Annotated in this window: 27 protein-coding genes and 1 riboswitch; of the genes, 5 read left to right on the forward strand and 22 right to left on the reverse strand. The window is 39.8% G+C overall.

Annotation, left to right across the window (positions count from 1 at the left end):
- Positions 1-240 precede the first annotated feature (240 nt).
- The 18 genes from ACH0BF_RS23615 to ACH0BF_RS23700 form a co-directional block, all read right to left on the reverse strand.
- Positions 241-1,209, reverse strand: coding sequence for a VOC family protein (locus ACH0BF_RS23615; RefSeq protein ID WP_406910402.1), 969 nt, complete (start codon positions 1,207-1,209; stop codon positions 241-243).
- A 33-nt stretch (positions 1,210-1,242) separates the two neighbouring features.
- A complete protein-coding gene (locus ACH0BF_RS23620; protein WP_340853603.1) occupies positions 1,243-2,025 on the reverse strand; it encodes an SDR family NAD(P)-dependent oxidoreductase in 783 nt (260 codons plus the stop codon).
- 30 nt (positions 2,026-2,055) lie between these two features.
- On the reverse strand, positions 2,056-2,565 hold the full coding sequence (locus tag ACH0BF_RS23625; protein WP_120032309.1) for an aromatic-ring-hydroxylating dioxygenase subunit beta: 510 nt from the start codon (positions 2,563-2,565) through the stop codon (positions 2,056-2,058).
- A gap of 64 nt (positions 2,566-2,629) precedes the next feature.
- Entirely contained in the window at positions 2,630-3,934 is a 1,305-nt protein-coding gene (locus tag ACH0BF_RS23630) for an aromatic ring-hydroxylating oxygenase subunit alpha (RefSeq protein ID WP_340853601.1), read from the reverse strand.
- Positions 3,935-4,050: 116 nt separating this feature from the next.
- A complete protein-coding gene (nadX, locus tag ACH0BF_RS23635; RefSeq protein WP_120032313.1) occupies positions 4,051-4,833 on the reverse strand; it encodes an aspartate dehydrogenase in 783 nt (260 codons plus the stop codon).
- A gap of 15 nt (positions 4,834-4,848) precedes the next feature.
- On the reverse strand, positions 4,849-6,294 hold the full coding sequence (locus ACH0BF_RS23640; RefSeq protein WP_340853599.1) for an aldehyde dehydrogenase family protein: 1,446 nt from the start codon (positions 6,292-6,294) through the stop codon (positions 4,849-4,851).
- Positions 6,295-6,306: 12 nt separating this feature from the next.
- On the reverse strand, positions 6,307-8,031 hold the full coding sequence (locus ACH0BF_RS23645; RefSeq protein WP_340853597.1) for a thiamine pyrophosphate-binding protein: 1,725 nt from the start codon (positions 8,029-8,031) through the stop codon (positions 6,307-6,309).
- Positions 8,032-8,056: 25 nt separating this feature from the next.
- The gene (locus ACH0BF_RS23650; RefSeq protein WP_340853595.1) at positions 8,057-8,848 is read right to left on the reverse strand and encodes an SDR family oxidoreductase; all 792 of its coding nucleotides are present in this window, start codon (positions 8,846-8,848) and stop codon (positions 8,057-8,059) included.
- A 25-nt stretch (positions 8,849-8,873) separates the two neighbouring features.
- Positions 8,874-9,788, reverse strand: coding sequence for a VOC family protein (locus ACH0BF_RS23655; protein WP_340853593.1), 915 nt, complete (start codon positions 9,786-9,788; stop codon positions 8,874-8,876).
- A 138-nt stretch (positions 9,789-9,926) separates the two neighbouring features.
- Positions 9,927-10,463 (reverse strand): cupin domain-containing protein, encoded by a 537-nt coding sequence (locus ACH0BF_RS23660; protein ID WP_120032319.1) that lies wholly within the window; start codon positions 10,461-10,463, stop codon positions 9,927-9,929.
- A gap of 261 nt (positions 10,464-10,724) precedes the next feature.
- Positions 10,725-12,005, reverse strand: coding sequence for an MFS transporter (locus tag ACH0BF_RS23665; RefSeq protein ID WP_406910403.1), 1,281 nt, complete (start codon positions 12,003-12,005; stop codon positions 10,725-10,727).
- Between the two features lie 278 nt (positions 12,006-12,283).
- Complete coding sequence (locus ACH0BF_RS23670; protein ID WP_120032322.1) at positions 12,284-13,072, reverse strand: IclR family transcriptional regulator; 789 nt, start codon at positions 13,070-13,072, stop codon at positions 12,284-12,286.
- A 116-nt stretch (positions 13,073-13,188) separates the two neighbouring features.
- Positions 13,189-14,010 carry an alpha/beta fold hydrolase gene (locus ACH0BF_RS23675; RefSeq protein WP_340853587.1) on the reverse strand — a complete coding sequence of 274 codons (822 nt, stop codon included), beginning with the start codon at positions 14,008-14,010 and terminating at the stop codon, positions 13,189-13,191.
- Between the two features lie 398 nt (positions 14,011-14,408).
- Positions 14,409-14,861 carry a GNAT family N-acetyltransferase gene (locus ACH0BF_RS23680; RefSeq protein ID WP_120032326.1) on the reverse strand — a complete coding sequence of 151 codons (453 nt, stop codon included), beginning with the start codon at positions 14,859-14,861 and terminating at the stop codon, positions 14,409-14,411.
- A 124-nt stretch (positions 14,862-14,985) separates the two neighbouring features.
- Positions 14,986-15,588: a DedA family protein gene (locus ACH0BF_RS23685; RefSeq protein ID WP_340853584.1), complete on the reverse strand. Its 603-nt coding sequence runs from the start codon at positions 15,586-15,588 to the stop codon at positions 14,986-14,988.
- A 292-nt stretch (positions 15,589-15,880) separates the two neighbouring features.
- On the reverse strand, positions 15,881-16,216 hold the full coding sequence (locus tag ACH0BF_RS23690; RefSeq protein WP_120032330.1) for an ArsR/SmtB family transcription factor: 336 nt from the start codon (positions 16,214-16,216) through the stop codon (positions 15,881-15,883).
- 1 nt (position 16,217) lies between these two features.
- Entirely contained in the window at positions 16,218-16,643 is a 426-nt protein-coding gene (locus ACH0BF_RS23695; protein ID WP_340853582.1) for an SRPBCC family protein, read from the reverse strand.
- A 256-nt stretch (positions 16,644-16,899) separates the two neighbouring features.
- Positions 16,900-17,112 carry a cysteine-rich CWC family protein gene (locus ACH0BF_RS23700; protein WP_340853580.1) on the reverse strand — a complete coding sequence of 71 codons (213 nt, stop codon included), beginning with the start codon at positions 17,110-17,112 and terminating at the stop codon, positions 16,900-16,902.
- Between the two features lie 520 nt (positions 17,113-17,632).
- Between ACH0BF_RS23700 and ACH0BF_RS23705 the strand changes: the two genes are divergently transcribed.
- Complete coding sequence (locus ACH0BF_RS23705; protein WP_182916965.1) at positions 17,633-17,794, forward strand: hypothetical protein; 162 nt, start codon at positions 17,633-17,635, stop codon at positions 17,792-17,794.
- A gap of 404 nt (positions 17,795-18,198) precedes the next feature.
- On the opposite strand, the gene ACH0BF_RS23710 is transcribed toward ACH0BF_RS23705, so the two are convergent.
- A complete protein-coding gene (locus ACH0BF_RS23710) occupies positions 18,199-19,326 on the reverse strand; it encodes an S-layer homology domain-containing protein (RefSeq protein WP_340853577.1) in 1,128 nt (375 codons plus the stop codon).
- Positions 19,327-19,944: 618 nt separating this feature from the next.
- On the opposite strand from ACH0BF_RS23710, the gene ACH0BF_RS23715 reads away from it, so the two are divergent.
- Positions 19,945-20,517, forward strand: a complete 573-nt coding sequence (locus ACH0BF_RS23715) for a DUF6434 domain-containing protein (RefSeq protein ID WP_340853575.1) — start codon at positions 19,945-19,947, stop codon at positions 20,515-20,517.
- A gap of 119 nt (positions 20,518-20,636) precedes the next feature.
- On the opposite strand, the gene ACH0BF_RS23720 is transcribed toward ACH0BF_RS23715, so the two are convergent.
- The 3 genes from ACH0BF_RS23720 to ACH0BF_RS23730 all read right to left on the reverse strand — a co-directional run bounded on the left by ACH0BF_RS23720 (position 20,637) and on the right by ACH0BF_RS23730 (position 22,739).
- Positions 20,637-20,948, reverse strand: a complete 312-nt coding sequence (locus tag ACH0BF_RS23720) for a hypothetical protein (protein WP_340853573.1) — start codon at positions 20,946-20,948, stop codon at positions 20,637-20,639.
- A 49-nt stretch (positions 20,949-20,997) separates the two neighbouring features.
- Positions 20,998-21,081: riboswitch (cyclic di-GMP riboswitch) on the reverse strand.
- A gap of 284 nt (positions 21,082-21,365) precedes the next feature.
- Positions 21,366-21,914, reverse strand: coding sequence for a DUF402 domain-containing protein (locus tag ACH0BF_RS23725; RefSeq protein ID WP_406910404.1), 549 nt, complete (start codon positions 21,912-21,914; stop codon positions 21,366-21,368).
- Positions 21,915-22,601: 687 nt separating this feature from the next.
- Positions 22,602-22,739 carry a hypothetical protein gene (locus ACH0BF_RS23730; protein WP_340853569.1) on the reverse strand — a complete coding sequence of 46 codons (138 nt, stop codon included), beginning with the start codon at positions 22,737-22,739 and terminating at the stop codon, positions 22,602-22,604.
- A 433-nt stretch (positions 22,740-23,172) separates the two neighbouring features.
- On the opposite strand from ACH0BF_RS23730, the gene ACH0BF_RS23735 reads away from it, so the two are divergent.
- From ACH0BF_RS23735 to ACH0BF_RS23745, 3 genes are all read left to right on the forward strand, one after another.
- Positions 23,173-23,418 carry a DUF2164 domain-containing protein gene (locus tag ACH0BF_RS23735; protein WP_340853566.1) on the forward strand — a complete coding sequence of 82 codons (246 nt, stop codon included), beginning with the start codon at positions 23,173-23,175 and terminating at the stop codon, positions 23,416-23,418.
- Between the two features lie 193 nt (positions 23,419-23,611).
- Positions 23,612-23,896 (forward strand): hypothetical protein, encoded by a 285-nt coding sequence (locus ACH0BF_RS23740; RefSeq protein ID WP_120032346.1) that lies wholly within the window; start codon positions 23,612-23,614, stop codon positions 23,894-23,896.
- Positions 23,897-24,252: 356 nt separating this feature from the next.
- Entirely contained in the window at positions 24,253-25,110 is an 858-nt protein-coding gene (locus ACH0BF_RS23745; protein WP_259455571.1) for a pentapeptide repeat-containing protein, read from the forward strand.
- The last annotated feature ends 106 nt before the right edge of the window (positions 25,111-25,216 follow it).

The raw sequence follows: 25,216 nt of genomic DNA on the forward strand, positions 1-25,216 counted from the left end.
TAGAGAAAGTACCCGAGACGGTTCAAAGCGGTAGAAAAGATTTCCCCGGTACTTTCAATCCCTTCCCCCTGTTGTCCCCCAACTTTCCAGGAAAGCTGATTTATCATTAGACACTACCTCCTTTACGATAATTCTCTATGAAACTATTGCTTATGCTGTAGGACCAATAGCCTTTATTTTTCAGAAAAAAGACAGGTGCCCATAAGCAGACAGCCTGTAAAAGAAATTGACTTTCTTAACTTAGGAATCAAACTTTTCAAGCAACTCTATAATCACTTTAAATGTTGAAGTTGTATCCATGTAAGCATACCTTCCCTTGCCATTCCAAAAGTTTCCGCTTTGGATAACAGGATACCCCATATCCTCCAGCAGCTTGATGTTTTTATCCATATCCTTTACAACAAACGAAATGTGATGAACGCCTTCCCCATATGTCTCTAAATGACTTTTCCATGTGCTTGGAGCCTCTCCTGGTTCAATCAACTCAATTTGCAACATCGGTGTATTAATGAACATGTATCTAGAATCTGCTTCAGTAGGCTCCCCTTCATAAATAACCTGAGTCAACTCCCTTGGGCCTGATTGAATGATAGGTGGTTTTTCCACCCCAAGCAACTTACAGTATGCATCGGCTGCAGCGTCAAGATTTTTGACAACCAGAGCAAGTTGTTCAACTTTATTTGTCCCAAGCAAAGGATTAAAACACTCCGTAATTGGAGCAATGTCTCTAGGTTCCGTACTTTCAAGCATTTCTACAAGCGTCTTTAGATCACTTATCGTATCTACATATACATAACGACCGTCACTTGATGTAAATTCCCCGCTTTGCAGAAGTGAGTAGCCGTTTTTCTCTAACACGGGGAGCCTGTCTTTAATAGAGTCTACATCAAAGGCAATATGATGAATCCCCTCTCCTACAGTATCTAAAAATTCACGCATTGTTCCTGGTTCTTCGTTTGGCTCAATCAATTCAATTTGCACAGTTGGAGTATTCATAAAAACTAATTTGCTGCGTGAATTTGTTGGCTGGCCACGATAGACCACTTTGGAGATGCTCTGATCCCCTGTTAAAAACCATTCAGGCTTAGGGATGCCGAGAAGCTTAGCGAACGATTCGGAAGCTTTTTCAATGTCCTTTACTACAAAAGCGAGTTGATTCACTACATTATTTCCCATCAAGGGCTTTTTTTCAGTCAGCGGCTTAGACACTTGGACCACTTCCTTCAGTGTTTTTAAATTGGATCATCCGAGCCCGCGAACGGCTAACCCCCCATCACTGGAGATGACTTCACCGGTAATCGCACGTGATTCGTCAGATGCTAACAATACATATGCCGCTACGTGATCTTCTGGCATCTGGGCGATTTGAAGGGGATTACGTTTTTTAATGCTGCTTGCTTTTGTCTCATTATCTACGACTTTAACAAACGGGAGCAGTGGTGGAATAACTGAAAGTGCGGTCAGTGTTCCTCCCGGAGCTACCGCATTTACCCGGATGTGGGGTGCGAGTTCGAATGCAAGTTGGCGCATGAGTCCGATTTGAGCATGCTTGCTCGCTGTGTACCAAACACCGCCGCCATCAGGATAAAAACTTGCACCAGAAACAGAAAAAATAATATTTCCATTTGTTTTCTGCAGTTCTTCAAGCGCTGCTTTCGCGCCAAAAAAAGAACCCTTAACATTAATATCAAGAAGGAAATCATATGCCTCAGAAAGTGCATCAGGAGTCACATCGGCAAATTTAGCAAACCCATCGAATACACCAGCGTTCGCGATAAAAACATCCAACTTTCCAAATTGCTTAACAGTCGCTTGAACCGCTTGCTCGTTGTCCTCATACTTGCTTACATCCCCCTGATAAGTGAGGATACTTTCACCAAATTCTTCTTGCATTTTCGCTAACTTCTCTTCAGAACGGCCGATAATGCTCACTTTGGCTCCTTCTTGGATGAAACGCCGGGTGACAGCTTCTCCTATTCCTGACGCGCCACCTGTAATTAACACTACTTTATCTTTTAAGGCCATTATAGCGCCTCCCCTTTTGTTATCTTACTGTTATACAAAGATAGCGAGATTCCTTGTATTTATGGTTGTTTGATCTATAATGAACATCCGCTTGGACAGCTTCCACTCTCCATCTACGAAAGTAAATTCGTCCTGCCGTTCTCCTGAAATTAAATCGTGATGAATGTCTGTGCTGCGGCTTCGATAGATAAGCAAATAACTCGAAACCACCGCTTTTTCATTAGGAGTGTATTCTTCAAGGCGAACATTATTCACTAAACGCCGCGTGCGAGACGGTGGAATTTCAGCCCAGGCATAATCTGTTTTTAGACGATCTACACGAATTTTCAATAATTCAATATCATCATTAAAAGCAAACATATCCATTGAATAATCCGGCCGCTCAATGCCTTCTTTATTGACACGAACCGGCATTTGGTATAACAAATCAGGGTGCATCAAGTTAAACCAGCCGTCAAAATCAATGTCATCAAGCAATTTTGCTTCCCGATACAGCCATTGCTCAAATTCGTAGTTTGCTGCCATCCTTTCTAAATTCATTGCGTGTTCCCCCCATACTTACTTGATTGTCACTCAGAAAACGAGTCTCATAGTTTTAGTCACCTTAATTACTCATTAAATCCAGCCAGTAGCGATAAAAATTTCGTTGATTGGCCTCAGAAAATTTATCATCGTAAACAACTCCAGGCCCTGCAAACTCAGTAATCGGATCGCGATGCATACCCATTGTGTAATTATAAGTAAGCTCTTTCAACATCGGCATTGGCCCAGATGCAGCTGCGGTGATATCAGTAAAGACCTCTGTATCATCCTGTTCAAAGATCCCAGAAGGACTGAACGTGAGAACAAATGATTCTCTGGAACGTCTTTTCCAATCTTCGGGAGCATTTTTTTCAACTAAAAACCATGTAATGACTTCCATTTTGTCCACATCAATCGGGCGCCAAAGACGAACAGACGTGTTAGAGATCAGCTGTCCTTTCACTTTTGTATGAGAAATTAAAAACGAGAGGTTAGGGAAAATGTTACCGATCATATTTTTAAGGTTAGACATGATATCAAACTGTTCTTCAGACAAATTTGATTGATACTCTTCTTTTAGTTCTTCCGGAAAGGCAAAATCCGGATTTGGAGTACCTAAATTTAAGCCATGTCCATTTTCCGTATAAATTTGATAGCCTTTTCTTGAGTAGGTAGCAGTAGGTACCATCCCTAATTTAGCAATCGATCCGTGAGTAACCATTGTATGATAGGAATCACCAACGAAGTTATCTGCACCAATTTTCCAGTTAGAGTGCACGATAAACCTTTGTGGGGCCCCTAGTACCTCCATTTCTGCTCGGCCGACTAAAATATCAAGATACCATTTGAAGTCACCTAAAAATTCTGATAAAGATTCCGCTTCTTCATTCCAAGTACCAAATAAAAGACCTTTGTACGATTCAATCCGAATCTTGTTCAACCCCATTTTGGATTTATCGAGACGGCCTCCATAAATATCCTTTTGCAGCGGAGCACCAATCAGATCGCCATTGTTTTTGAAATTAAACCCATGATAAGGACAAGTAAATGAAGCTTTATTCCCTTTATCTGCCCGGCAAAGCTTCATGCCACGGTGAGTACACATGTTATAGAATCCTCTGATTGTGTCATCAGATCCTCTAGTAATGATCACTGAATATCCAGCTAGATCTCGTGTCATAAAATCATTTTTATTCGGTATCTCAGACTCGTGACCAATAAACAACCATGTTTTTAAAAATACTTGTTTATGCTCAAGCTCATAAACCGACGGATCCCCCAATACATAAACAGGAATGCTGCCTTCCTCGGGACGTACGGTCTCATTTAAATAATCAATCGTTTCTTGTTGAGTCATCTCTTCTAAACTCTTTTTTGTTTTGATCATCTGCAAATTCCCCCTCGTTTCTGAATTGATGCGGACTCATTTAGGCAGGAGAATTTACCAAAACATCTTTCGGGTTTCCCCTGCATGTATCTTTAAATACTGAAGTCTTTCAGTTATTAGCCCACTTGAATAAGCGCATCTTTACTTTTCAAAACGGCTAATACACTTAACGCTGCCAAATAGCTCGTTTTCGGATTATTGGGCATCGGATCATTTTCTACTTGAAGCGTCAATTTTCCAAAGGACCCCATCGCTTCTATTTGATGATTGTTTTTCTTTGCCGCCGGGTCAGAAATAATTTTCACACCGGTTTTATCCGAACCTAGCCCTGCCAGAGACAAAATAATAGAAACATTTATGTTTTTGGGAAATAACTCAATAGCTTCTGCGGCCGATCCATCAAATAACAACTGCTCTTTATCTAAAGGGGCGCCTGGCAAGGCATGTGGGGGCTTTCTGGTAATGATAGAAACAGATTGCAACTCCCCAATCGATTTCGCTGCCTTCAACACATCTAGTCCGCCGATGGCTCCTGATGGCAGATGAATCCTCGTCCCTTTTTCTTGGCAAATCTGTTCTAATTCTTTGTAAAAAGTCAGACTTGCCAAAGCTCCAACGCTACTTAGTACTAAATCTTTTCCGCTTTTCAGAATAGCTGCTGCATAATCTTTCACTACTTGAACGTTAGCCGCTTCGATAACTACATCTGCATCCGACCGCAGAAGGGATTCCATATCAGCAAAAGATTCTGTTTTAAATTCAGAAGCCAGGCTCTTGGCTGATTGTTCATTCCGTGTATAAAGACCAACGATTCTCGTCCCAGGAAGGGTTTCTTCAATATTAATACTTTGAAGAAGAAATGTACCGATATTTCCCCCGCCAATTAATGCTAATTTCATCTCGCATCCCCTCTCTTAATTGGCTAAACCGTATGAATCTGCAAAGAGCTCTAATCCGCAATGTCTCGTTTCACGAGATAATCCACTTTCTTTTAAACCAGGAAAATCCAAATGAAGATCTTGGAAAACGGTATGATTATTATGGAATACCGCTCCAGCTTCTAATTGGTCAGCTATTTCGATCGCCAGTGATTCGTTCTCTGTCCAAACAGATGCTCTTAAACCGAATTCGCTATCATTTGCCAATTGAATAACTTCTTCTATATTCGAAAATGTGAGCACAGGGATAACAGGGCCAAACTGCTCTGCCTGAACGATCTCGCTTGTTTGATCAACTCCAGTCACAATGGAAGGTAAAATAAAGTATCCCTGGTCCCAGGTTTCCGGATCGAGCTGCTGGCCCGCTGTAATAACTTTCGCTCCTGAATTTTGAGCTCGTTCGATGAGCCCTTTCACGTAATCGTATTGAGACTTATTATTGAGAGGGCCCATATCCACATCAGGCTGAATCCCGTTACCTACTCTGATTCTTTGAAACTCTTTCTTTAGCTTTTCAATTAATTCTTCATATCTTGACTCATGAACATATACTCGTTTAATAGCGGAACACACTTGACCAGCTGCCCGAAGAATGCCAAAGCGAAGGCGTGTGATGGCTGCTTCATTTAATTCTGCATCAGGGAGAATGATTGCTGCATCATTGCCGCCGAGCTCCATATAAAGTTTTTTTACTGTTCCCGAGGCAGCGCGCATAATATTTTTTCCAGTTTCTGTGCTGCCAACGAAAGCCACTGTTCGCACGCGAGGATCCGTACAAATAGCGTCACCTATGACACTGCCGGAACCAGTGACTATGTTAACGACTCCTGCCGGGAAATGAGAAGCTACTACGTTTAAGAACGTCATAATTGTTAACGGACAATTTGTCGCTGGCTTTACTACGACAGTATTGCCTGTCAGAATGGCCGGAATGACCCGTTTAAATGTCAAAATCATCGGAGAATTCCAAGGAGAAATCACGGCTGTTACTCCTCTTGATCGCTTGCGGATTAGCACTTTTTGACTTCCTGGCCATGATAAAGGCTTCCACCAGTTAAGCAATTCATCCGCCGCTTCATTCATAATATCTACACAGCGAAGCAAATCTTTTTTTGCTTCTATTAATGCCTTGCCATTCTCACGTACGAATAAAGTAACATTTTCTTCAACTATATGTTCCAGTTCTTTCGCTGCTTCATGCATGCGCTTTGCCCGGTCTTCTACTTCACTTTTTGACCAGCTCTTGTATGCTCTTTCTGCTGTTTCAATCGCTTCATCTACTTGTGTTTGGGAACATAAAGCAACTTCGCCTATAACCTCGTTTAGATTAGCTGGATTAATAACATCCGCTGTCTTTTCGGCTTGAATCCATTCTCCGCCAATTAAATATTTACCTGAAACAAATGGATATGTTGAAATCATTATCATCCCTCCTTATAATTTTTTAGGTTTGAATGCTTCTGCTGCACCGGGAGGCCCACCAAATGGTTTCGCCATCGGTCCTACCGCTTCCATATCTACAACGATCATCGTTGGTTTTTGTCTATTCATTGCTTTTTTCAAAGCAACTTCAAATTCATCACCGGAACCAATTCGGGAGGCATCAAATCCCATCGATTGCGCCAACTGTACAAAATCAGGACTTAATAGATCAACAGCAACTTGACGCCCGTAAGCAGCCTCCTGGATATTCCGGAGTACTCCGTACCCAGCATCATCAAACAAAATGACAATAATCGGGAGATTTTCTTGGGCGGCGGTTACCATTTCACCTACATTTACCATGAAACCCCCGTCACCTGCCATTAAGACAACCGGACGATCTTTACAGCCCATTTGTGCCCCAATCGCTGTTGGCAGTCCCTGGCCAATTCCGCCACCGGATGCATGAATGGATGTCCTCGGTTCATAAATTTCAAATAAGCGGCTCCCCCATACATTTGCTTGTACAGTGACATCTCGAACTAAAATTGTGTCACGCGGAAGCACCTTGCGCATTCCATCCAAAAATTGTTCATAAGGACCAAGTGTTGCTCTCAACTGAGCGCGAAGTTCATTACGCACTAACTCTACCTCAGCCAAATAAGCTGAATCAGGAACGATTGCGGCTTGAGATAAATCGTCAATAACCTTTTTCAAAATTAGTTTGGCATCTCCTACAAGTCCATAGGAAGCCTCATAGTTGCGGTTCATTGCCTGCCAGTCAGCATCAATAGATATATGTTCTTTTGGAACGGAAATTTTCCAATTGGATGTTTCGTTCCCACGGAATCTGACACCGACGCTAATGACTAAGTCTGACTCTTCTATTAGCTTTTTTGTTAGCGGATTTGCAGCAAAATGTCCGATACATTGAGGGTGATCCTCAGGAATGCTGCCTTTTCCGGACTGGCTCGTCACCACAGCCGCCCCCATCATTTCTGCTAACTTTTGCACTTCCTTGGAAGCACCGGAGTTAATAACGCCTCCTCCTGCCCAAATCACTGGCCGGCGAGATTGACTGATTTTTGCCAACACCTCTTCGGGAAAATATGGAATTTTATTATTTTCTGGAGTTAATATTCTAACTTCTTCAATAGAATGATTAGGTATAATCGCAGATTGAAAATCAATGGGGATTTCAAGTGTTACTGGTCCTGATGGAGCAGCCAAAGCCTCGTAAATCGCTTGTCTGGCAATAGCAGACGCTTGCTCTGGCTTTCTTAACCGGAGCGCTTTTTTGGAGACCCCTTCCATCATGGACAGCTGATCTTTACATTCATGAATATAGCCTCTGCCTGTGCCTAAATAAGGGGAGGCAACTTCACCTGTTAAATGAAGAACAGGCACGCCAGCAGCCCATGCTTCAATTAAAGAGCCCGCTGCATTTCCAGCTCCTGTTCCCGTGCTAGTAATGACAACGCCTAATTTGCCAGTTGCTCTCGCATATCCATCTGCCATATTCGCGGCTCCGCTTTCCCCGCGCGAACAAACCAGGCGAATGCTTCCTTCACGAAGAATGGCATCATATATTGGCATATTATGAATGCTGACAATCCCGAATGCTGTATCCACACCTGCACGAACAAGTTCCTGCACTACGGCATCTGCCGCAGTAAATTCCGGCTGATCTTGCTGATATTCTGCCGTCTCTATTCCCAATTGCTCTCGTTGGCTCATAATCGACTCCTGCCTTTACCTTTAATTAAAGCGCTTTCCCGAGCGCTCCCGCCGTTTCAATTGTTGATCCCGATACATAACTTGCCTGTCTCGAAGCCAAAAATAAAATGACACTTGCTACTTCTTCTGCTTCTCCTACGCGTCCCAATGGAATATTTCGTTTTTTGGCTAAGTCAGCATAATAATCTTCTGCTTTCATATCAGGAGCATTCAGTTTTCTTCTTCTCTCCCACTGATCTGTGCGGATTAGCCCTAAGCTTACGGAATTGACTAAAATGTTGTCCGAAGCAAGTTCTTGCGACAAAGTCTTGCTTAAGTTTAACAATCCAGCCCTCGTTGCTGCTGTCGCAATCATATGTTTTTCCGGCTCCTTCGCTAACGTTGCATTAATATTTATAATCCTTCCTCCCCCTCGCTTGACGAGGTATGGATGAACCGCCCGAACTGCATAAATAATAGCGAAATATTTTAATTGAATTTGCTGCTGCCACTGCTCATCGGTAATGTCGAAGAAGTGACCCATAACACTTTGCCCCGCTGCATTTACGAGAATATCAATGCCTCTAAAATAAGCAGCTGTATTATCAATAAACCCAGTAACCTCTTCTTTATCTGTCACATCACATGTTGCAGCATAAATCGAATCCGATGGACCGTATTTTAAGAGATGATTATACGCTTTTTCTTTCCTCTCCTGATTCCTTCCGCAGATTGCTACTTTAGCTCCTTCCTGAAGGAACATTTCTGCCGTTTTTAAACCGACACCAGATGTCCCTCCCATAATGACAGCGACTTTTCCATTCAAACCCAAATCCATGATACTCCCCCTTTCACTATCCTATTTACCGGAGTGACTTTGCATTTACCCATCCTTGGTCTGGCTCTCCACCCATGGCTGCCCGGGCTTCCGGTTTCGGTGGACCGGCAATCCCCCATTGGTCCATTAAATGAGGAACACGTTTCCACACTCGTGCCTTCCACTCATTTTCATCTTCAATCGTTTCTAAATAACAGGTATACTCCATAACAAACTTCGCTGGGTCCTGGAAATAACAGAAAATGTTGTCACCCGGTCCGTGGCGTCCTGGCCCCCACAATTCTTGGTAGCCCGCTTTTCTTACGTTGCTGATTCCTCTCATCACTTCATCTACGCTATCTACTTCATAGGCAATATGATTCACAGAAGCATGCTTATCTTGATTAAATGCAATGGAATGATGTTTGCGATTGCAGCGCAGGAACGACATTTGATGTTCGCTCCAGTCTGTCACTTTAAAACCCAGCACTTCTGTGTAAAAGTCAGTAATCATATCAAGGTCTGCCGTATTCATAACGACGTGGTTCAGCTTGACTGGATCGACATTTTTCTTATTCCAAATGGATGTGTGAACTTCCACCCATGCGGACAATTCAATGCAGCGATTTTCCGGATCGACAAAGCGTAGGCCGTATCCTTTTCCCTCTTCATCTAAATAGCCAGGAGGTGAAACAATGGTTACGCCTTTCTTAGTCAATATCTCAGCTGCATGGTCAACTGCGTGTTTATCGACCATTCCAAAAGCAATATGATGAAGCCCTCTTTTTTCACCGGCATGTAAACTCAAAATGTGATGCTCGGGACCGGCTCCTCTAAAATAGGCTGACTGATCATCTTGAGTTACCTTATCCAATCCCCAAATATTCTCGTAAAAATCAGACTGCTCTTTCAGCACTGGAGTAATTAAACTGATGTGCCGCAAGTGAGTAATTCCTAGCATAATGACACCCCCGTTATTCCTTTTAAATGAACCAACAAGGATGATCAAAAGGTAGCTATAAAGATCATCCTTGTCAAAAAATTGATAAAACTTTAAATGCACAGGCATTTCTTTTCTTAAAGCAGTTTTCCGTTCCGCTTATTTTCCGTTAATAATGGCTTCTCTTTCTTTTGCGCGTTGTTTACGTAATTCCTCCAACGCACTTCCTTCCGGGTAAGTCGGTAAGTTTGGCTTAACCGCTCCAAGCATGACTAGCATTAAAGCTTCTTCATCCCCATCGTTACGAATGCCGCGGTATACCCCAGGAGGACTGCTGATACAGTCTCTTTCTTTCAAAGGAATTTCATGTACTTCACTATTGCTGTCTGTTTGAATAAGCGCTTTCACATTTCCTTTTAAAATGAAGAATACTTCTTCAACGTCGTCGTGCAGATGTAACGGACCGACACAGCCAGGAGGTAGAACCATTGTGCTCAAAGTGAAATGTTCTGCAGCAATGACATTTGCATCGTTATTCGCTGTCGCTCCGCGGCCAATATATCTCATCTGTGCTCTTCTATAAGATGGATCAATCTCTTCCTGGAACTTCAATACATTCCAATCCAGCGTTCGATCTTCCAATCTTGCGACATATTTTCTTTCAAACTCTTCTAAAGAAAATTTTTCGTTTGTCATAAAAAAACACTCCTTTTAATGTATTTGTTTTATATACAAAACTATGTTTTGCTATAAAACAATCGTAACCCGCATTAAAGTGATTGTCAATAAAAAATATTGAGAATATTTCGTATATGAAACAATGTTTTATATTAAGTATTACTAAATCATAAAGAAAAGGAGTTTTATCTCGAAAATTAGAATGATCAAACTCCTGATAAGCCTGTATAGGAAAATAGTTATTTAGAATATTTTGTTGTTAAATAAGATTTCTGATGATCAAATTACGACTCCATTGGGAGGCGTATTTTCGGCACGAACTTCTTCTGCCTCTTTCCTTAATGTAAATAAGTAAGCAATGAATCCAAGAGAAGCAGAAACAATTAACATGACGATTGAAGGCCCAAAGTCGCCTCCAGATGCATCACGCATCCACCCCATAATATAACTCGAAAATCCCCCAAGAATGTTAGTAAAGCCCATCAATCCAGCAGCTCGTCCAGCGGTTTCAGGTGTAGAGAATTTCACGATAAATAAATTACTTAAATGAAAGACGCCTCCTTGAGTTCCCATCGCCAATCCCATGCATACACCAGCGATGACTGGATTAGAAGCGAATATTGCTGCTGTTAAAAATATTGCCGTCATGCTAAATAAAATTGTAGCAAGCAAGCTCGGTCGTTTTGTTTTATCAGCCAAAAATCCATTGATCAATACAAATCCAAGAGCAAATAGCCACGATAAAGAAGTAATACCTGTCATTGCTTCCCTTGAAAAGCTTTTTGCTTCAACTAAATACGTAGGAAGCCAAATGCTAATTCCAAAAAATAAAAATGAAGACATCAGCATGCCAAACCAAACGATCCAATAGCGGTAGTCTTGGACAAAACTTTGTTTTGGCTTAGCTGCTTCATTTCCGCTCTTCTGACGAATATACGACAATTCGCTTTTTTCAAGTCGCGGGTGTTCTTCTGGAGTATCTCTCGTTAGGAACACAAACATTGGAATAACAATGAGTAGATTAAAGGCTGCTAATGTGAAAAAGGCTGCTTGCCAATGAAAAGAAGCAATAACTAAAGTTAAGATGACTGCCCCACTCGCAGGTCCTAAATAGTTACCTGCAAGCCAGGAGGATTGGGCACGGCCAAGCTCGCGCTCATTAAACCAGCTCGAGATAAACTTCCCGCATACAGGAATCATCATTCCTTCCCCTAAACCAAGAACAATACGGCTAGCGATGAACATTTCATAAGTGGTGGCTAATCCTGCAAATACCATTGTAAGGGTCCAAATAAAAAGCCCCATTATAGCTGTTTTCCTGGCTCCTAGCTTATCAATGATCACTCCCCAAAATAAATTCGACACGGCGTAAGCGATGGTAAAAATAAAAGTGATAAACCCAATCTTCGCATTCTTATCGGGACCGTTCATACCAAGATCGTTTAAAAAGTCTGGATCTGTTTGTATGATAGAGATTCCCAACTTATCAATCTGACCAAAAAACCAAAAGAAAAAGATAGGTACCGCAATATAAAGCCACCTTTTATTCCCTTTTAACATGTAGCAACCTCCTTAAAGTTTGTTTTCAGTGAATACGCTTACAATTCGTTTTATGACTACTTCCTCTTACATCCGCCTCGCTATTCTGCCACCTTCCCTTAATTTTAAAAATTCATTGTTTTATATACAAAACAACGTTTCTTTATAATTTAATATTAATTTTTTTCGAAAATTGTGTCAATAAGTTTTTTAACTTTTGTTTTATTTCAGAAAATATGTTTTATATAATAAACAAAATAAAAAAGCTCGAAACGGGCAAGCTTTTTTATTTTAACTATTTAATTTTTGAAAGGATATCCCATGAAGCCGGATAGCGTTCTGGAAATCTCCAAAACTTTCGGAAGGGCCACTTTCTCAATAAACTCATCATGAAACTTTACATCTGTTGCTACTACGTTCATCGCAGCCATTACTTTCCCACCGCGTTCAAAAATAGGCGCAGCTACTGATTGAATGCCTTGATGAAGTTCTCCTTTAGTAATTGAATAGCCTTGTTTACGGATCATTTCTAATTCCTGCTGCAAACCGATAAGATCTGTTTGTGTTCGCTCCGTATATGGTTTTAGTTGAGAGCCATATAACATTTGATTTAATTTGTCTTGCGGTTGATAAGCAAGCAACAATTTTCCGTTTGCCGTTGCATGAGCAGGAAGCCTCAATCCGATATTCACATTAATAGCAGACACTCCTCGTACAGGTGCACTCCCTACATAGACAACTTCATCGCCATCCAATATAGACAAATGGCAAGAAGCCCCTGTTTCATCTCTTAAGCTTTCCAAATAAGGCTGTGCAATTTCTGGAAGCTTTAAACTATTTAAATAAGCAAAACCCAGCTCTAAAACCTTCGGTGTCAAACTGTACCGTTTGGTATTTTCGTCTTGATAAAGATATCCAAGTGATTGAAGGGTATATAATAATCGATAAGGGACCGTACGACTAACTTCAAGTTCCCGTGCAATCTCTACTAAAGACAATGTAGGATGATCTTCATTAAACAACTTTAGAATTTCCAACCCTCTTACTAATGCGTTTGCATTGTAACGTTCCTTTTCACTTTTTGCCAAACTCACTCACCTCCTCTAAAACCTACTAATTCTATTTATTATTAAAAATGGTCAGTCCAATTATCACCATTATTTTCATAAATTTCAACTAGAAAAGCGAATTACTCATAAAGCAATTACTGCTTGAGAACATTTTCTTTACTCTCTTTCAAACTGTCAAGAAATTGAAGAACAGCAGCATTAAAACTCTCTGGATCTTCCTGATAGCATAGATGCCCTGTCTCAGGAATAATAGTAAAGCTTGAGTTTGGAAGGTGATCATAAAAAAATTGTGATTCACTTACCGGTGTTACCTTATCTAATTCTCCGCAAATAATAGATGTAGGCACAGAAATGGATGAAAGGAACTCCAGGTCATTCAAATGATAAAGTGAATAGGCCACTGAACGATACCCCATCGGCCTGACTTGTGACATAATTCTTTCTGCTTCTTTCTGTACTTCTGGTTTGGGATGAGGTGCAAGCAACACTTTTACTCTTTGCCTCGCAATTTCCTTTGGATCTAACTTCTCAATATTGTTTATACGATTGGCTAATTTCTTTTCGTTTTCTTCTTCCGATCCACCGACCGATCCTCTGGTTGCATCAGCAATAATCAGGGCATCGACCATATGCGGAAAACGATGGCAGAAATTAAGAGCAATAGCCGAACCCATCGAATGCCCCAACAGCGTAACAGATTCATAATTTAAACTTTCAATGAACCCCTTCAACACATCAGCAAATTCACTAAATTCCTTCAGTTCTTCTTCTGGATCATCACTCTTTCCATACCCTGGTGCATCCCACGCAATGACGGTGTATTGTTTACTTAACCCCTCTAACTGCTTTTTCCACGACTGTGAGTTATTCCCCATTCCATGGAGAATAATCAAAGGGTTTCCTTCTCCTTTCACTTCATAATGGATCGCTAAATCATTAACTTGTACAAATGGCATATGTCTCTCCCACCTTACATTTGTTTTATAAGTAAAACATTGTTTCATAACTTAATAATAAATGATCTCCCTTATAAGTCAACAGAACTTTCTGACTTTTATCGGCTTTTTATAGAAAAATAATAACGTTGTTTATTTTGCTTCCTACTTATATTTGATTGTAGAAAAGCTATTTAACGTTCTATGTACATGATTCAATTTATTTAGAAATAAATTATTTAATTCAGCTGACGAATGAGGGACTTTCTTTTCGCTGTTCCATATTAGCCATTCATCCACTTTCAGAGCAGCTTATTAACATGTCATGCTCTCTCATCCTCCCCTCACTGTGTGGTTAGAGATAATCAACCGAATAAGCGAGAGAATAAGAAAGCATAACGTTGGGGAGAGACCATTTTTTATAAATCTTGAGATAAGCGGATCATATCCCTGCACTGTATCCCATTTTCAAAAATTTCCTCTGAATAATGTCGAATAAAAAAATCTTTATCCACTCCGACAATCCTAAACCCGCATTTTTGATAAAGAGCTAATTGGCCGATACTTGAATTTCCAGTGCCAATTTCGATTGTTTTAAATCGTCTCTTCTTAGCAAGTTCAATCGCATGCCTAACTAGTTGTTTCCCTATCCCTTTGCCGTGCTGCTCCTCGACAACTGCCACATTCACTAGCTCTATCGTGTGCGGTCTTGTAGGCAATAGCACATATACGCCAATTACTTGTTTATTATCTTCAGCAACAAAACATTCTCCTCTTTCCATGTATTCCTCCACGTTTTCTTGAGAAGGGTCTGCTAGCAATAATAAATCCATAGGAGGTCTTTCATCTTGATTCAATTTTCTAACTTTCATCTTCTTCTCCTCTCATAAAACTAGTCTCTTCTTTTACTCTACCAATTCTTGCTCATCAACTGTCTTCTGTAAAATAAAAAAGGCAACATTTTTTGTTGACTTTTTTATTTTGGATATTAGGTGGTTATCTTTTTCTTTTTATAACAATGAATAAGCAAAAAACAAGGAGCAAAAACAACAAAACATAGATGACTTTAGAATAAATTCCGATATTCTGTACGATGACTTCCCAGGAAGCCCCGACGGACGCTCCCAAGTTTACAAGAACCGTATTCCAAATCAGTGTCCCTAGGGTAGTAAAGAGAAGAAATAATCCAATATTCATGTTTGACATGCCAGCAGGAATAGAAATCAAACTGCGAATCAACGGAACAAAGCGGCAAAAGAAAACCGTCCATGCTCCATACTTGTCAAACCAGGCATCTGCTCTATGTACGTCTTTAGTCGTAACTCTAAGGATATGACCCCATTTATTAACGATTTTCTCCAATCTTGGGACATTAAGCTGCAAGCCAATAAAATACAGAACTAGGGCCCCGATAACTGAACCTACCGTTGAGGAAATGATCACACCCGTAATGCTTAGCTCAGAAGTAGTCGTCATAAAGCCTCCAAACGTTAAGATGACTTCTGACGGTATGGGAGGAAAGATATTTTCAAGAGCAATTAAAAGAACAATTCCCATATAACCATATTCATTCATGATTCCAATCAACCAATTTTCCATGCTGTTCTCCTCTGGATATCCTCTATTCTCTCGCTAATTTGCATAGTTAGTTTATCAAGAATCTTTCCATCAATAAAATAATTCACCTCTATAATTTAATAAAATCCTATAGAAAGAAGCTGAAAGATCACCTCTCCATTTCTTGCTAAAGTATTATGTTAGCTCCCTGCCTCTCCGCTAATTACCTAGATCACTGTATACATCATACTTAAAGCAATGCCCTTCTGATTTCTCTAATTCTGACTGAACGAAAGATGAACATAGAACACATTAACTTATATATCCTATCTTTTTACCACGTTTGATCATTATGTTCCTCTACATATCTTTTCAGAGCGTGCAGCTTTTCATCCCAATACTGTTCAAAAAAGGCAAGCCAGTCTTTTAACTCAACCAACGGTTCTGCTTCAAGCTTATAACGCTTTTCCCGTCCGACCTTTCGACTGCTGACAAGCCTGGCTTCAAAAAGCACCTGCAGATGTTTATTAACAGCTGTGCGGCTTATAGGGAAGCATTCTGTAATCGCTGCAATAGACATTTCTTTATTTGCCAGTAATTTTAACAGATTACGGCGAGTTGGATCTGCAATCGCTTGAAATATATCATGCTTAGGTTCAGGAGAATACATTTTAAGCCTCAATATAGGAAGGAAGCTTTTCGTTTACGATTTTTTCCCAGCCATCATCCATAACCGCACGAATCACTGAATGCGGCTGTCCGAACTCTGTCACTTGTTCGGCATTCCATCCAGAGTGAATTAACGTAAACTCTGTTTTTCCTCCTTCTGCCTCTTTTAATTCAAAAGCAAGATGCCAGTCTTTCCCCCAATCAAATCCAACACGATGAGGGGGATCAAGTTCAGTTACTTTACAGGGCGAGTCGCCAAATTGGCCGGCATACAGGACGAATTCGCGTCCTAAAATAGGTTCAAAATTACTTGGCATCCACCATGAGGCCATGCCTTCCGACGTAGAAACGGCCTTCCAAACTGTTTCAATTGAAGCATTGAGGACGATAGTTTTTCTGATTTCCGGTAATGATTCTTGAGCTTTCATTATGGCACCTCCATTTTTATAACACCTAATAGTGTCATAAAAATCTTAACACTATTAGGTGTTATTTCAACTGTTTTTTATGAAATATTTTAATGACCTACAGAAGAATCGTTGATCAACTGTTCGTATTTTTCCTTCAGCCGCTAATGAAATCGAAGGAGATATTAAAGTCGCCACTAAGCCAAACAAGCCTTGAAAGCCAACTTATCCCACAGTAAATGGAGGGAAAAACAGCACATATGATCAATGCCCTCTTCTAAAGCAAACCTTCCTCTTTAAAACGGTCCAAACATTTTTTACAAATACATGTTTTTCTTAATTGTTCGACAGGCACCAGGTCAAAGATTTCTTTTGGAAAAGACTCCTCACTGCACCAGCATTCCCCTAAAGATTTATCCATCGAATGACAACAGTTATTGTCCCTGCTACAAATGGGACAGCACTCGCCTGCAATCACTTTCTCAGCCATATTTATCCCTCCCGTATTTATGTTCCGTCTTATAGATAGTTTATCAAAAAAACGCTTGCAAACTCGAGAAACTACTACAGATCAGTTTAGCCCCAGATGACCGGCCGTTCTGTTCACACTCTGAAACCAATTAATTGTCTTTATTCTGGCTCTGGCGTTGCTATTTGAAGAGACATTGGCCTGTTGTAAGAATCGATTCAATCTCTTGCAACCTTAATAGCCGGACAACAACATAAAAATAGAGAAAAGGATAAAGCGGTTGATTGACGATCTGGTTCAATAAATGCTATGAACCAAGGGATATGCTTCATGACAAGTATAAAATGATGCAACCAGATTACCGAAGACTACGATGTCAAGAACAAAGAAAGAATTAACCGTTTACCTTCCTAGTGCTCTTTTTCTTAACCAGCCCCCTTCTTACTTCAAATAGGTCTACTTACACTCTTTAACTTGTCTTCCTCCTAAAACAAATGGTAATATAGACGCAGTTATAATGTCGCTTAAAGGAGGTTTTTGCATGCTTTCTGATTCGGAATTGGTAATATTTATCAAAGAACTAGGCAAATTAATAGATGAGTATTACGATTGCCCAAAAGAAGCTATCCGAAAAGAGATTCATCAAGATATTCTATTGCTATGTTCTGTTATTAATTATGAAAATACTGATTATTATTCTTAAGTTCCTTTCCCCGTTCTTCTGCACAAAAGGTTTTGTTACTTTTTATTTTTTTCAACTTATATAAACACCCTTAATTCTTACTACCTCTTATGGCAGTTCCCCACCTTTATAACCTTTCATAGACGCACTCTATGATTATTCTTTAGCACTCCCTTATGCACTACAGATAAATGAAGGGTATTCTTGCCAAGAAAAGAGTCGATTGATGCTCTTTCTTCTTCAGTGTAAAGTCCAATTCTTCATATAATCTCATCTACCGTACAATTGATCTTTTCTCTACTGACATGAAATAGTATGATTTAATTGATTCATTCGCATTCTTTATGAAATATGCTAAATAAAAAAAGCAAACGGGTGTTAATGACCCATTTGCTTTTTTATTTTATCTACTTTAACAAGTATAATTAGGAAGCATTGGCTGCTGCGGAAATCTCCGCTTCCCAATCATCTTGAATGTCTTCATTATCTAGCACAAGATTATAAATCTTCCATTTTCCGTCCATGCCTTTTTTCAAATAAGCCGTTCCTGAAGCATCCACGTTCATACTGAAAGATAAATCTGGTGACGAGAATGATACTTTATACTTTAGATTATCCATCCGAACTTTTGCAAAGCGTTTATTGACAGTTACAGGATTGATCTCATGAGTGCCAATTTGCTCAATAGTAAAAGTGCCTCCCATATCCTCTATGTCACCCGGTAATTCTACCGTGTCAAGCGATTCCGATAAATAATAGCCTGTCGCTGTATCCTGATAAAGAGCTTTAAGCCCGGCTGTATTTTGCTCTTTCATTAATCGCATTTCTTCTTGAACGTTGCGATTCACAACTGTCTTGATTGCTGTTTGATCGGCCTCGCTCCCCGCTTCTTGATGAAGCGCCCGGTCAATCATAGCAATCGCTTGGCCTCGGGTAGCTAAATCATGGGGCTTAAATGTATCACCGTATCCTTGAATAATCCCGTTTGCAGCAGATTTTACAATCGCCTCATAAGCAAAGTTTGTAGGCGGGACATCTTTAAATGTCTTCGTTGGTGCTTTAAAAGCCACTGTATTGCTGAATGCCCGGTAAATCATTGCTGCCATTTGGTCACGCGTAATATGCGCATCCGGGTTAAACTTTCCATTAGATCCACCAGCAACGATCCCATGGCTACTTGCGATACGCACCGGCTCATAATACCATTTAGAAGCTTTCACATCAGGGAATTCTTTTACATTCGTTCCAGTCTTCAAAGATAAAGCACTTACTAAAATCTTTGTGAACTGTGCGCGGTTAATTTTTTCCTCTGGACGAATACTTATGTACGAGTAATCGTATATTTCGCCATCTTCTTCAATTGTTTCGGACTCGACGTATCCATCAACAATATCAGAGTAAACAAACCGTTCAATTGAATCATAAAACCGATGGTTTGGACCGACGTCCGAAATATCATAGCGCTCTACAGGCTTTATAGCCGCTGAAGCACTTGAAGAAAACAATAATCCAAATGACAATCCTAAAATTGGTAAAATCTTAAATGACTTCAAATTTTTATCCTCGCTTCTAATAGTTTCTGTGATTGAGACTTATATTATAGCTTTCTAACAAAAATTACAATATAATTTTTTACTTTTATTGAAAAATATTTATTTCCACAAAAAGGATATAATTCAATAAAAAAACCACCTTATGGGTAGTAGGAAATACCTAGTTGTTCTTCAGCTCATATAATCAATAGCTAGGCTGTCTTTTTTGTTAGTTATCTAGCTAATCAAAGTGATCCGCCGCTTACAAAAAATGGTGAAATTATCCTTTCATATCTCAAATTCCCTCTGTGCGCCTTTATAGAAGAACCGTATGAAAACATGATTTACCTTTGTTCAAATGAATATGGCACTCACTTCATGTGGCTTTCTTATAGTAATGATCAACCTGAAAGTCTATCCTAGCAGTCGGTGTTTTTTATTTTTGCACACTTTCTGCCCAATAAATGATCTCTTCATCAGAATGACTTTTCTTTTACATCATCGTGCGGTGGTTTAAAAAACATGTTGATACCTAGCGGTTTTGCTAATGTTTGTTAGTCATTCACATTTTTATCCATAATTGGATTGATAAAAAAGAACGTTTGTTCTAAACTGGAATAAGTATACGGAGGTGTAATGATGAGGCCTGGTCTTACAAGATATATAACTAGTCAAGATTTTAAAAATTTTTATTGGCTGAAGGAAGAATTGCGATTATGCTGCAGAGAGAATGGGATAAGCGCATCCGGTTCGAAAATAGAACTTTCAGCTAGAATTGAAATGTTTCTTGAGACGGGGAAAGTAGAGAAGCCGCTCAGAAAACTAACGGTTCGCTCAAACCCCAACAAACAAAGATCGTTAAGTTTGGATACGGTCATTACCGAAAACCATCGCTGCAGCCAAGACGTTAGAGCTTTTTTCAAGTCAGCGATTAGTCCGAAGTTCCGTTTTTCTACATATATTCAACATTACTTTAAAAATAATATAGGAAAAACATATCGTGATGTGGTAAAGGCTTGGCACGAGGAAGAAGAGTGCAAGAAAGACTCACCATATAAGAAACAAATTGCCCCCCAATTTGAATATAACCAATTTATCCGCGACTTCTTCGCTGATCCAAAAAATAAAACAAAAAGTCATAAAGACGCGGTTAACGCTTGGAATGATATTAAAAAGCTTCCCGGGAGTAATAAGTATATTTCTAACCGTTAAACGTTGGGACGCTTACGGCTAATAAGCGCATCATAGTCTGCTTGTCTTTTCTTGAGACACGTCGGTTCCACAGTATCTTTATCGCATAAAAAAAACCAGCAAGAATGCTGGCGGTTGAACTAGACAGGTTTATTCTTTAACAAATCTTGCAGCTTTTTCTCTGCTTTTTCAAAATCCATGGATAACGCAGTTAAAAACTCAAGGATATCATTTCGCTTTGACATTTCTCTTAAAGAAAAAAATACAGCTGGTTTGTTAACTTTAAGAACCGTCATTATCTCTGTTGTCGGCAAAGGCAACGGAGATTTTATCCGTAGAAAAGATCGTAAAAAAACAATAAAATCAAATGCTGAATCAGGAGTATCCGAATAACTTTCCATCAGGCTGTAAAATCTTTTAATGCTCGTTCTTAACTCTTCATTTTGCATCATTAGTCCCTACCTTTAATTGGATTCACCAAATAGGACCATCATTTTCCCCTTTGGCAGCCCGGCTATCATAATTAAAAATCTTAGACCCGCGGCTTTGCGTCCTTACCTTTCGATAAGTTTGCCTTTATCATTAGGAATCACTTTATCAAACTACCAATAAAGCGATCACAATATCATAAGAAGAATATAGGAAATTATACCCTGAGTCAATATACCTTATGGCGCAATTAATTACCATTTTATTGCTCTGATATAAATTTACCTTCTCTCGATATAATTTATTTTTCAAAAGGAAATTTATGTATACTTTATTGCTTATAAACGACTCCTCTTTCTTTCTCTTGCTGATGAAAAAAAGCATCTGATTAGTTAATCAAATGCTTTTTCTTATTGCTCTGTTTAACTGATAACGGTTGCTTAATCCTTTAACCAATAAAAAAGTTCCTCATGTTTGTATACCTGTTCTGTTTCTAAAATAATTTCAGGCAATAAGACGTCCAGAGTATTCATTAATGAGTGTAGAGCCTGCTGAACCGTACCTTTCTCGAATTGATCCAGCGGCTCAGACAACTCATCCTCATCTAGAACGAAACAGCTTCCATTTGGAAGAGCCAGGACATCAATGATCAAGTCTTCAAAAGAGAGGATTTGACCGGTTATCTGTGTGTTCTTGACAATGTTAAAGTAAGAACCTAAGTAATTTCCCTCGCCATCCCTCCAAACATACGCATTGTACGGTCGATCTTTCCAATAGTAAGCAATCGTATAGCTGCCCTTAGGAATCGTTAATGATGTTTTCTCTGCCGTCATTGTAAACGACTCCTTTATTTTATGAAAAAGGACGATTTTTTGATCTTGCGCCTTCAATAGTTTGCAAACATGTTCAACAATGGTGGAATCATATCGTATCTTTCTTTCTATTATTTTATTAGCATATTGATTAATGGATGTATTTAGATGAATCATCGTTTAGTTTCTCCTTCTATCTCATGCTCTTGATCAGACCTATGTTCTGGTCCATTGTATCATCAAAAAGCAGCAATTTTTATCCATTTCGCTTCAGATTTACAAAGACCGAAGAACAACGAGGAAGAGAATGAGCAGTAAGAAATTAAGAAGAATGAAAAGCCTAAAGCCTTCCTTATTTCCTTTAGAAGGCTTTAGGCTTTATTGTGAAACCATGTTAACTGACGCTTTCCAATCAAACGGACCCGCGATTTTAAATTGAACGACTCCTTCCGTGTAGAGAGTTGTACTTTCTAAAGGGACGAATAAAAAAGAAATGATCTTCTGCTCATACTTTCTTGTAAGTATCTAATCGCAGAAATACATTGGAAGTGTTCGAAAGAGAGGATAGAAAACTGAATGAATGGCATGATTACTTTTAAATTAAAGCGTAAAGCAGCGAATGCGTCAGCGAACGAGGAAATGTTTCAAATTTGCACAGAAAATAATTGATGATTAAAACAGACCCATCCATCGGAAAACCCAAAGAAGAAAGACTCACACAGACTGATTCACACCGAAGACTTTTACAGAAAGCTTTTCTCTCTTTTCAACTTTTCCAATGTGACATGATCGATCAAGCAATTTTTCATGAAGCACTCAGCTATGATAGACAAAAGAGACGTCAAACGAATGAAAGCTTCGTCGTCATTCTTTTATTTTGCCTTTGAATGCCTGTGGAACATCGTTATAAAATTTATGAAACAGGTAGACAAGATAAGCGTTTAAATCAAATTGGTCTTTATGAACAAAATTAGACAGTGTTAAATTATTTTTTCTCATCATTGTTCTCCCTCCTCTTTATAGCATTCTTCACCCATAATAAATTCATTGTCATATGCCCACCAAGCTGCATACAAAACTTCTTCTAATTTCACTATAATGGAAAGCGCTTACAAAGTGAAGGGGGTATTACAAAAAAAATTTCGACGAATTTCTTCAAATAGAAAAAAGAGAAGATACAAATGGCTGCATGTCTTTCGTGTGTGGTTTCTATCCGCTGACAGTAGTGAATACATAGATAGCAGCAGAGAGAAATCAATTGTTGTGAAGCTTATAAGCACCCTCCGTAAAACATGTATCATTGACTATTCTTTAGAAAATGATTTGCTCGCCAGACAACCCATTCTGTACATAATTGGCCATAAAAATATAGACTGTAATTTCTTAGGCTTCACCTGTATAGTTACAGTAACATGCCTTCAAAGGAGTGATTGATTTGTTTATGAAAATTACAAAAGAACAAAAGGAATTAATGATTGCTGACATTCAAGATTTCTTTCTACAGGAAAGAGATGAGGAGATATCTGAGTTCGCCGCAGAAAGGGTGTTGGATTTCGTTAAGGAATTGTTGGCTCCGCATTTCTATAATGCCGCCATCTCCGATGCAAAGCATATCATTGAGCAACAATTTTCTTCATTGGAAGATGAAATCTTAACGTTAGAGCGGCCCATAAAACGCTGAAAGCTAGTCACTCTGAGAGTGAATTTACTACAATTCACTCTTTTATTGTATTCTTTGCACTTGTATCCTTAAACCAGTTACGGCTTTCGATTCTTCATGACTCCTATATAGAAGCGGCTAGGTTTGCCTGGCTTTGTTCGGATAAATAACAGAAAAGCCAGCCATACTACTACTGGAAGGTGGTGTATTGGTTATCGTTTTCCCTACCGTGCATACAAACTTTTGGGATGCTGTCATCGCAGTGCCTGTAGTCATGATCCTAACACAGCTAATAAAAATGTTCTTTCACACACCTAAGTCACTCGTTCCGCTTATAGCCCTTTTTAATGGTTTGCTTATATCTATCTTTATCAGCCACAATGGCCATCTCACCGCAGGATTATTTATGGGTTGGTTCTATGGTTATGCAGCAATAGGTTCTTACGCTTCTTTAAAAACGAGCGTTCTTTCCTATCTAAAAAAAGTTAGACGTGAGTAATGCGCCTTTTGCTGTCGTTTATTTGTTAAGCTTGAGAAAGTGACTCTCCTGATTGTCACTTTCCTTGAACTCCTTCCTCCCCCTCTCACTATCCGACTTCTATTTTCTTTCATGCTATTCTTAAGAACCCTCTTCATTTAATCAAGAGAATGACTCCAATTGATTAGAGGAACGTTGTTAAACACACTGGCCAGACCTACTCTAGCAAACCGATTTACTATAAACTCCCCCTATTCTCGCAATTAGCAATTGACCATGAAAACCGGCAATGATAGGATTAGAGAATTAAAGGAATAAAATAACAATCCCATCTTCAATACTTGACAGTAATGTGGATTTAAAGGAAGTGCCCTATTGTGTCAAATCAACAAGATTTAGTACGCGATACCAGCCAGGACCGTCTTCATGCTGATTGCGGAAGCTGTTTTGGCTTGTGCTGCGTTGCTTTACCTTTTGCCGCTTCAGCAGACTTTGCCTTGAATAAAGATGGAGGGGCTCCTTGTTCGAATTTACAAACGAATTTTCGCTGCAGTATTCATAAAGACCTGAGACAAAAAGGGTTTCGAGGCTGCACGGTTTATGAATGCTTTGGCGCGGGACAAAAAGTTTCCCAAATTATTTTTAAAGGAAAAGATTGGCGAAGCGCCCCCGAAACGGCCAAGCAAATGTTTGATGTATTCCCTATTGTACAGCAGCTTCACGAGATGCTTTGGTATTTAACCGAAGCTCTGACATTAGAAGCTGCCACCCTCATCCATAACGAACTTCGCTCGGCTCTAGAGAAAACAGAACAGCTTACCCATCTCAGTCCTGAGGCTATTGCTGAACTGGATCTACCGGCGCATAGATCTGATATCAACCTTCTGCTTTTGCGTACTAGCGAGCTCGTACGTGCGGGGGTATCCCCGAAACAAAGAGGGGCTAAGAAACGCCAAAAGCCTATCGGCAGAGGAGCCGACCTAATCGGGGCCAACCTTAAAGGCGCTAATCTAAGGGGAGCAGATTTAAGAGGGGCTCTCCTTATAGCTGCTGATCTCCGGGAAGCGGACTTAAGAGTAACTGATCTGATCGGCGCCGATTTTCGGGATGCGGACCTTAGCGGAGCTGATCTTACAGGATGTATTTTTCTTACGCAAGCCCAAGTGAATGCAGCGAAAGGAAACACCAAAACCAAGCTCCCTTCCGCGCTAACTCCTCCAGCACATTGGTCATAACAACGAGTCAAAAAACCCTTCTTACTTGGGACGGGACTGACCCCTATTTTTGAGACAGGGATCAAAACACCTTTAAGCAGCCAGCTGCCGATATTTGACCGGTGGC

It is taken from the genome of Pseudobacillus sp. 179-B 2D1 NHS, from assembly GCF_045370945.1.
GTDB lineage: Bacteria > Bacillota > Bacilli > Bacillales > Domibacillaceae > Pseudobacillus.

Excerpts from the sequence above, each read along its gene's own strand:
- ACH0BF_RS23620 (WP_340853603.1), bottom strand. The coding sequence starts at position 2,025 with ATGGCCTTAAAAGATAAAGTAGTGTTAATTACAGGTGGCGCGTCAGGA.
- ACH0BF_RS23625 (WP_120032309.1), bottom strand. The coding sequence starts at position 2,565 with ATGAATTTAGAAAGGATGGCAGCAAACTACGAATTTGAGCAATGGCTG.
- ACH0BF_RS23630 (WP_340853601.1), bottom strand. The coding sequence starts at position 3,934 with ATGATCAAAACAAAAAAGAGTTTAGAAGAGATGACTCAACAAGAAACG.
- nadX (WP_120032313.1), bottom strand. The coding sequence starts at position 4,833 with ATGAAATTAGCATTAATTGGCGGGGGAAATATCGGTACATTTCTTCTT.
- ACH0BF_RS23640 (WP_340853599.1), bottom strand. The coding sequence starts at position 6,294 with ATGATTTCAACATATCCATTTGTTTCAGGTAAATATTTAATTGGCGGA.
- ACH0BF_RS23645 (WP_340853597.1), bottom strand. The coding sequence starts at position 8,031 with ATGAGCCAACGAGAGCAATTGGGAATAGAGACGGCAGAATATCAGCAA.
- ACH0BF_RS23650 (WP_340853595.1), bottom strand. The coding sequence starts at position 8,848 with ATGGATTTGGGTTTGAATGGAAAAGTCGCTGTCATTATGGGAGGGACA.
- ACH0BF_RS23655 (WP_340853593.1), bottom strand. The coding sequence starts at position 9,788 with ATGCTAGGAATTACTCACTTGCGGCACATCAGTTTAATTACTCCAGTG.
- ACH0BF_RS23660 (WP_120032319.1), bottom strand. The coding sequence starts at position 10,463 with ATGACAAACGAAAAATTTTCTTTAGAAGAGTTTGAAAGAAAATATGTC.
- ACH0BF_RS23665 (WP_406910403.1), bottom strand. The coding sequence starts at position 12,005 with ATGTTAAAAGGGAATAAAAGGTGGCTTTATATTGCGGTACCTATCTTT.
- ACH0BF_RS23675 (WP_340853587.1), bottom strand. The coding sequence starts at position 14,010 with ATGCCATTTGTACAAGTTAATGATTTAGCGATCCATTATGAAGTGAAA.
- ACH0BF_RS23680 (WP_120032326.1), bottom strand. The coding sequence starts at position 14,861 with ATGAAAGTTAGAAAATTGAATCAAGATGAAAGACCTCCTATGGATTTA.
- ACH0BF_RS23685 (WP_340853584.1), bottom strand. The coding sequence starts at position 15,588 with ATGGAAAATTGGTTGATTGGAATCATGAATGAATATGGTTATATGGGA.
- ACH0BF_RS23690 (WP_120032330.1), bottom strand. The coding sequence starts at position 16,216 with ATGTATTCTCCTGAACCTAAGCATGATATATTTCAAGCGATTGCAGAT.
- ACH0BF_RS23695 (WP_340853582.1), bottom strand. The coding sequence starts at position 16,643 with ATGAAAGCTCAAGAATCATTACCGGAAATCAGAAAAACTATCGTCCTC.
- ACH0BF_RS23700 (WP_340853580.1), bottom strand. The coding sequence starts at position 17,112 with ATGGCTGAGAAAGTGATTGCAGGCGAGTGCTGTCCCATTTGTAGCAGG.
- ACH0BF_RS23705 (WP_182916965.1), top strand. The coding sequence starts at position 17,633 with ATGCTTTCTGATTCGGAATTGGTAATATTTATCAAAGAACTAGGCAAA.
- ACH0BF_RS23715 (WP_340853575.1), top strand. The coding sequence starts at position 19,945 with ATGAGGCCTGGTCTTACAAGATATATAACTAGTCAAGATTTTAAAAAT.
- ACH0BF_RS23720 (WP_340853573.1), bottom strand. The coding sequence starts at position 20,948 with ATGATGCAAAATGAAGAGTTAAGAACGAGCATTAAAAGATTTTACAGC.
- ACH0BF_RS23725 (WP_406910404.1), bottom strand. The coding sequence starts at position 21,914 with ATGATTCATCTAAATACATCCATTAATCAATATGCTAATAAAATAATA.
- ACH0BF_RS23730 (WP_340853569.1), bottom strand. The coding sequence starts at position 22,739 with ATGATGAGAAAAAATAATTTAACACTGTCTAATTTTGTTCATAAAGAC.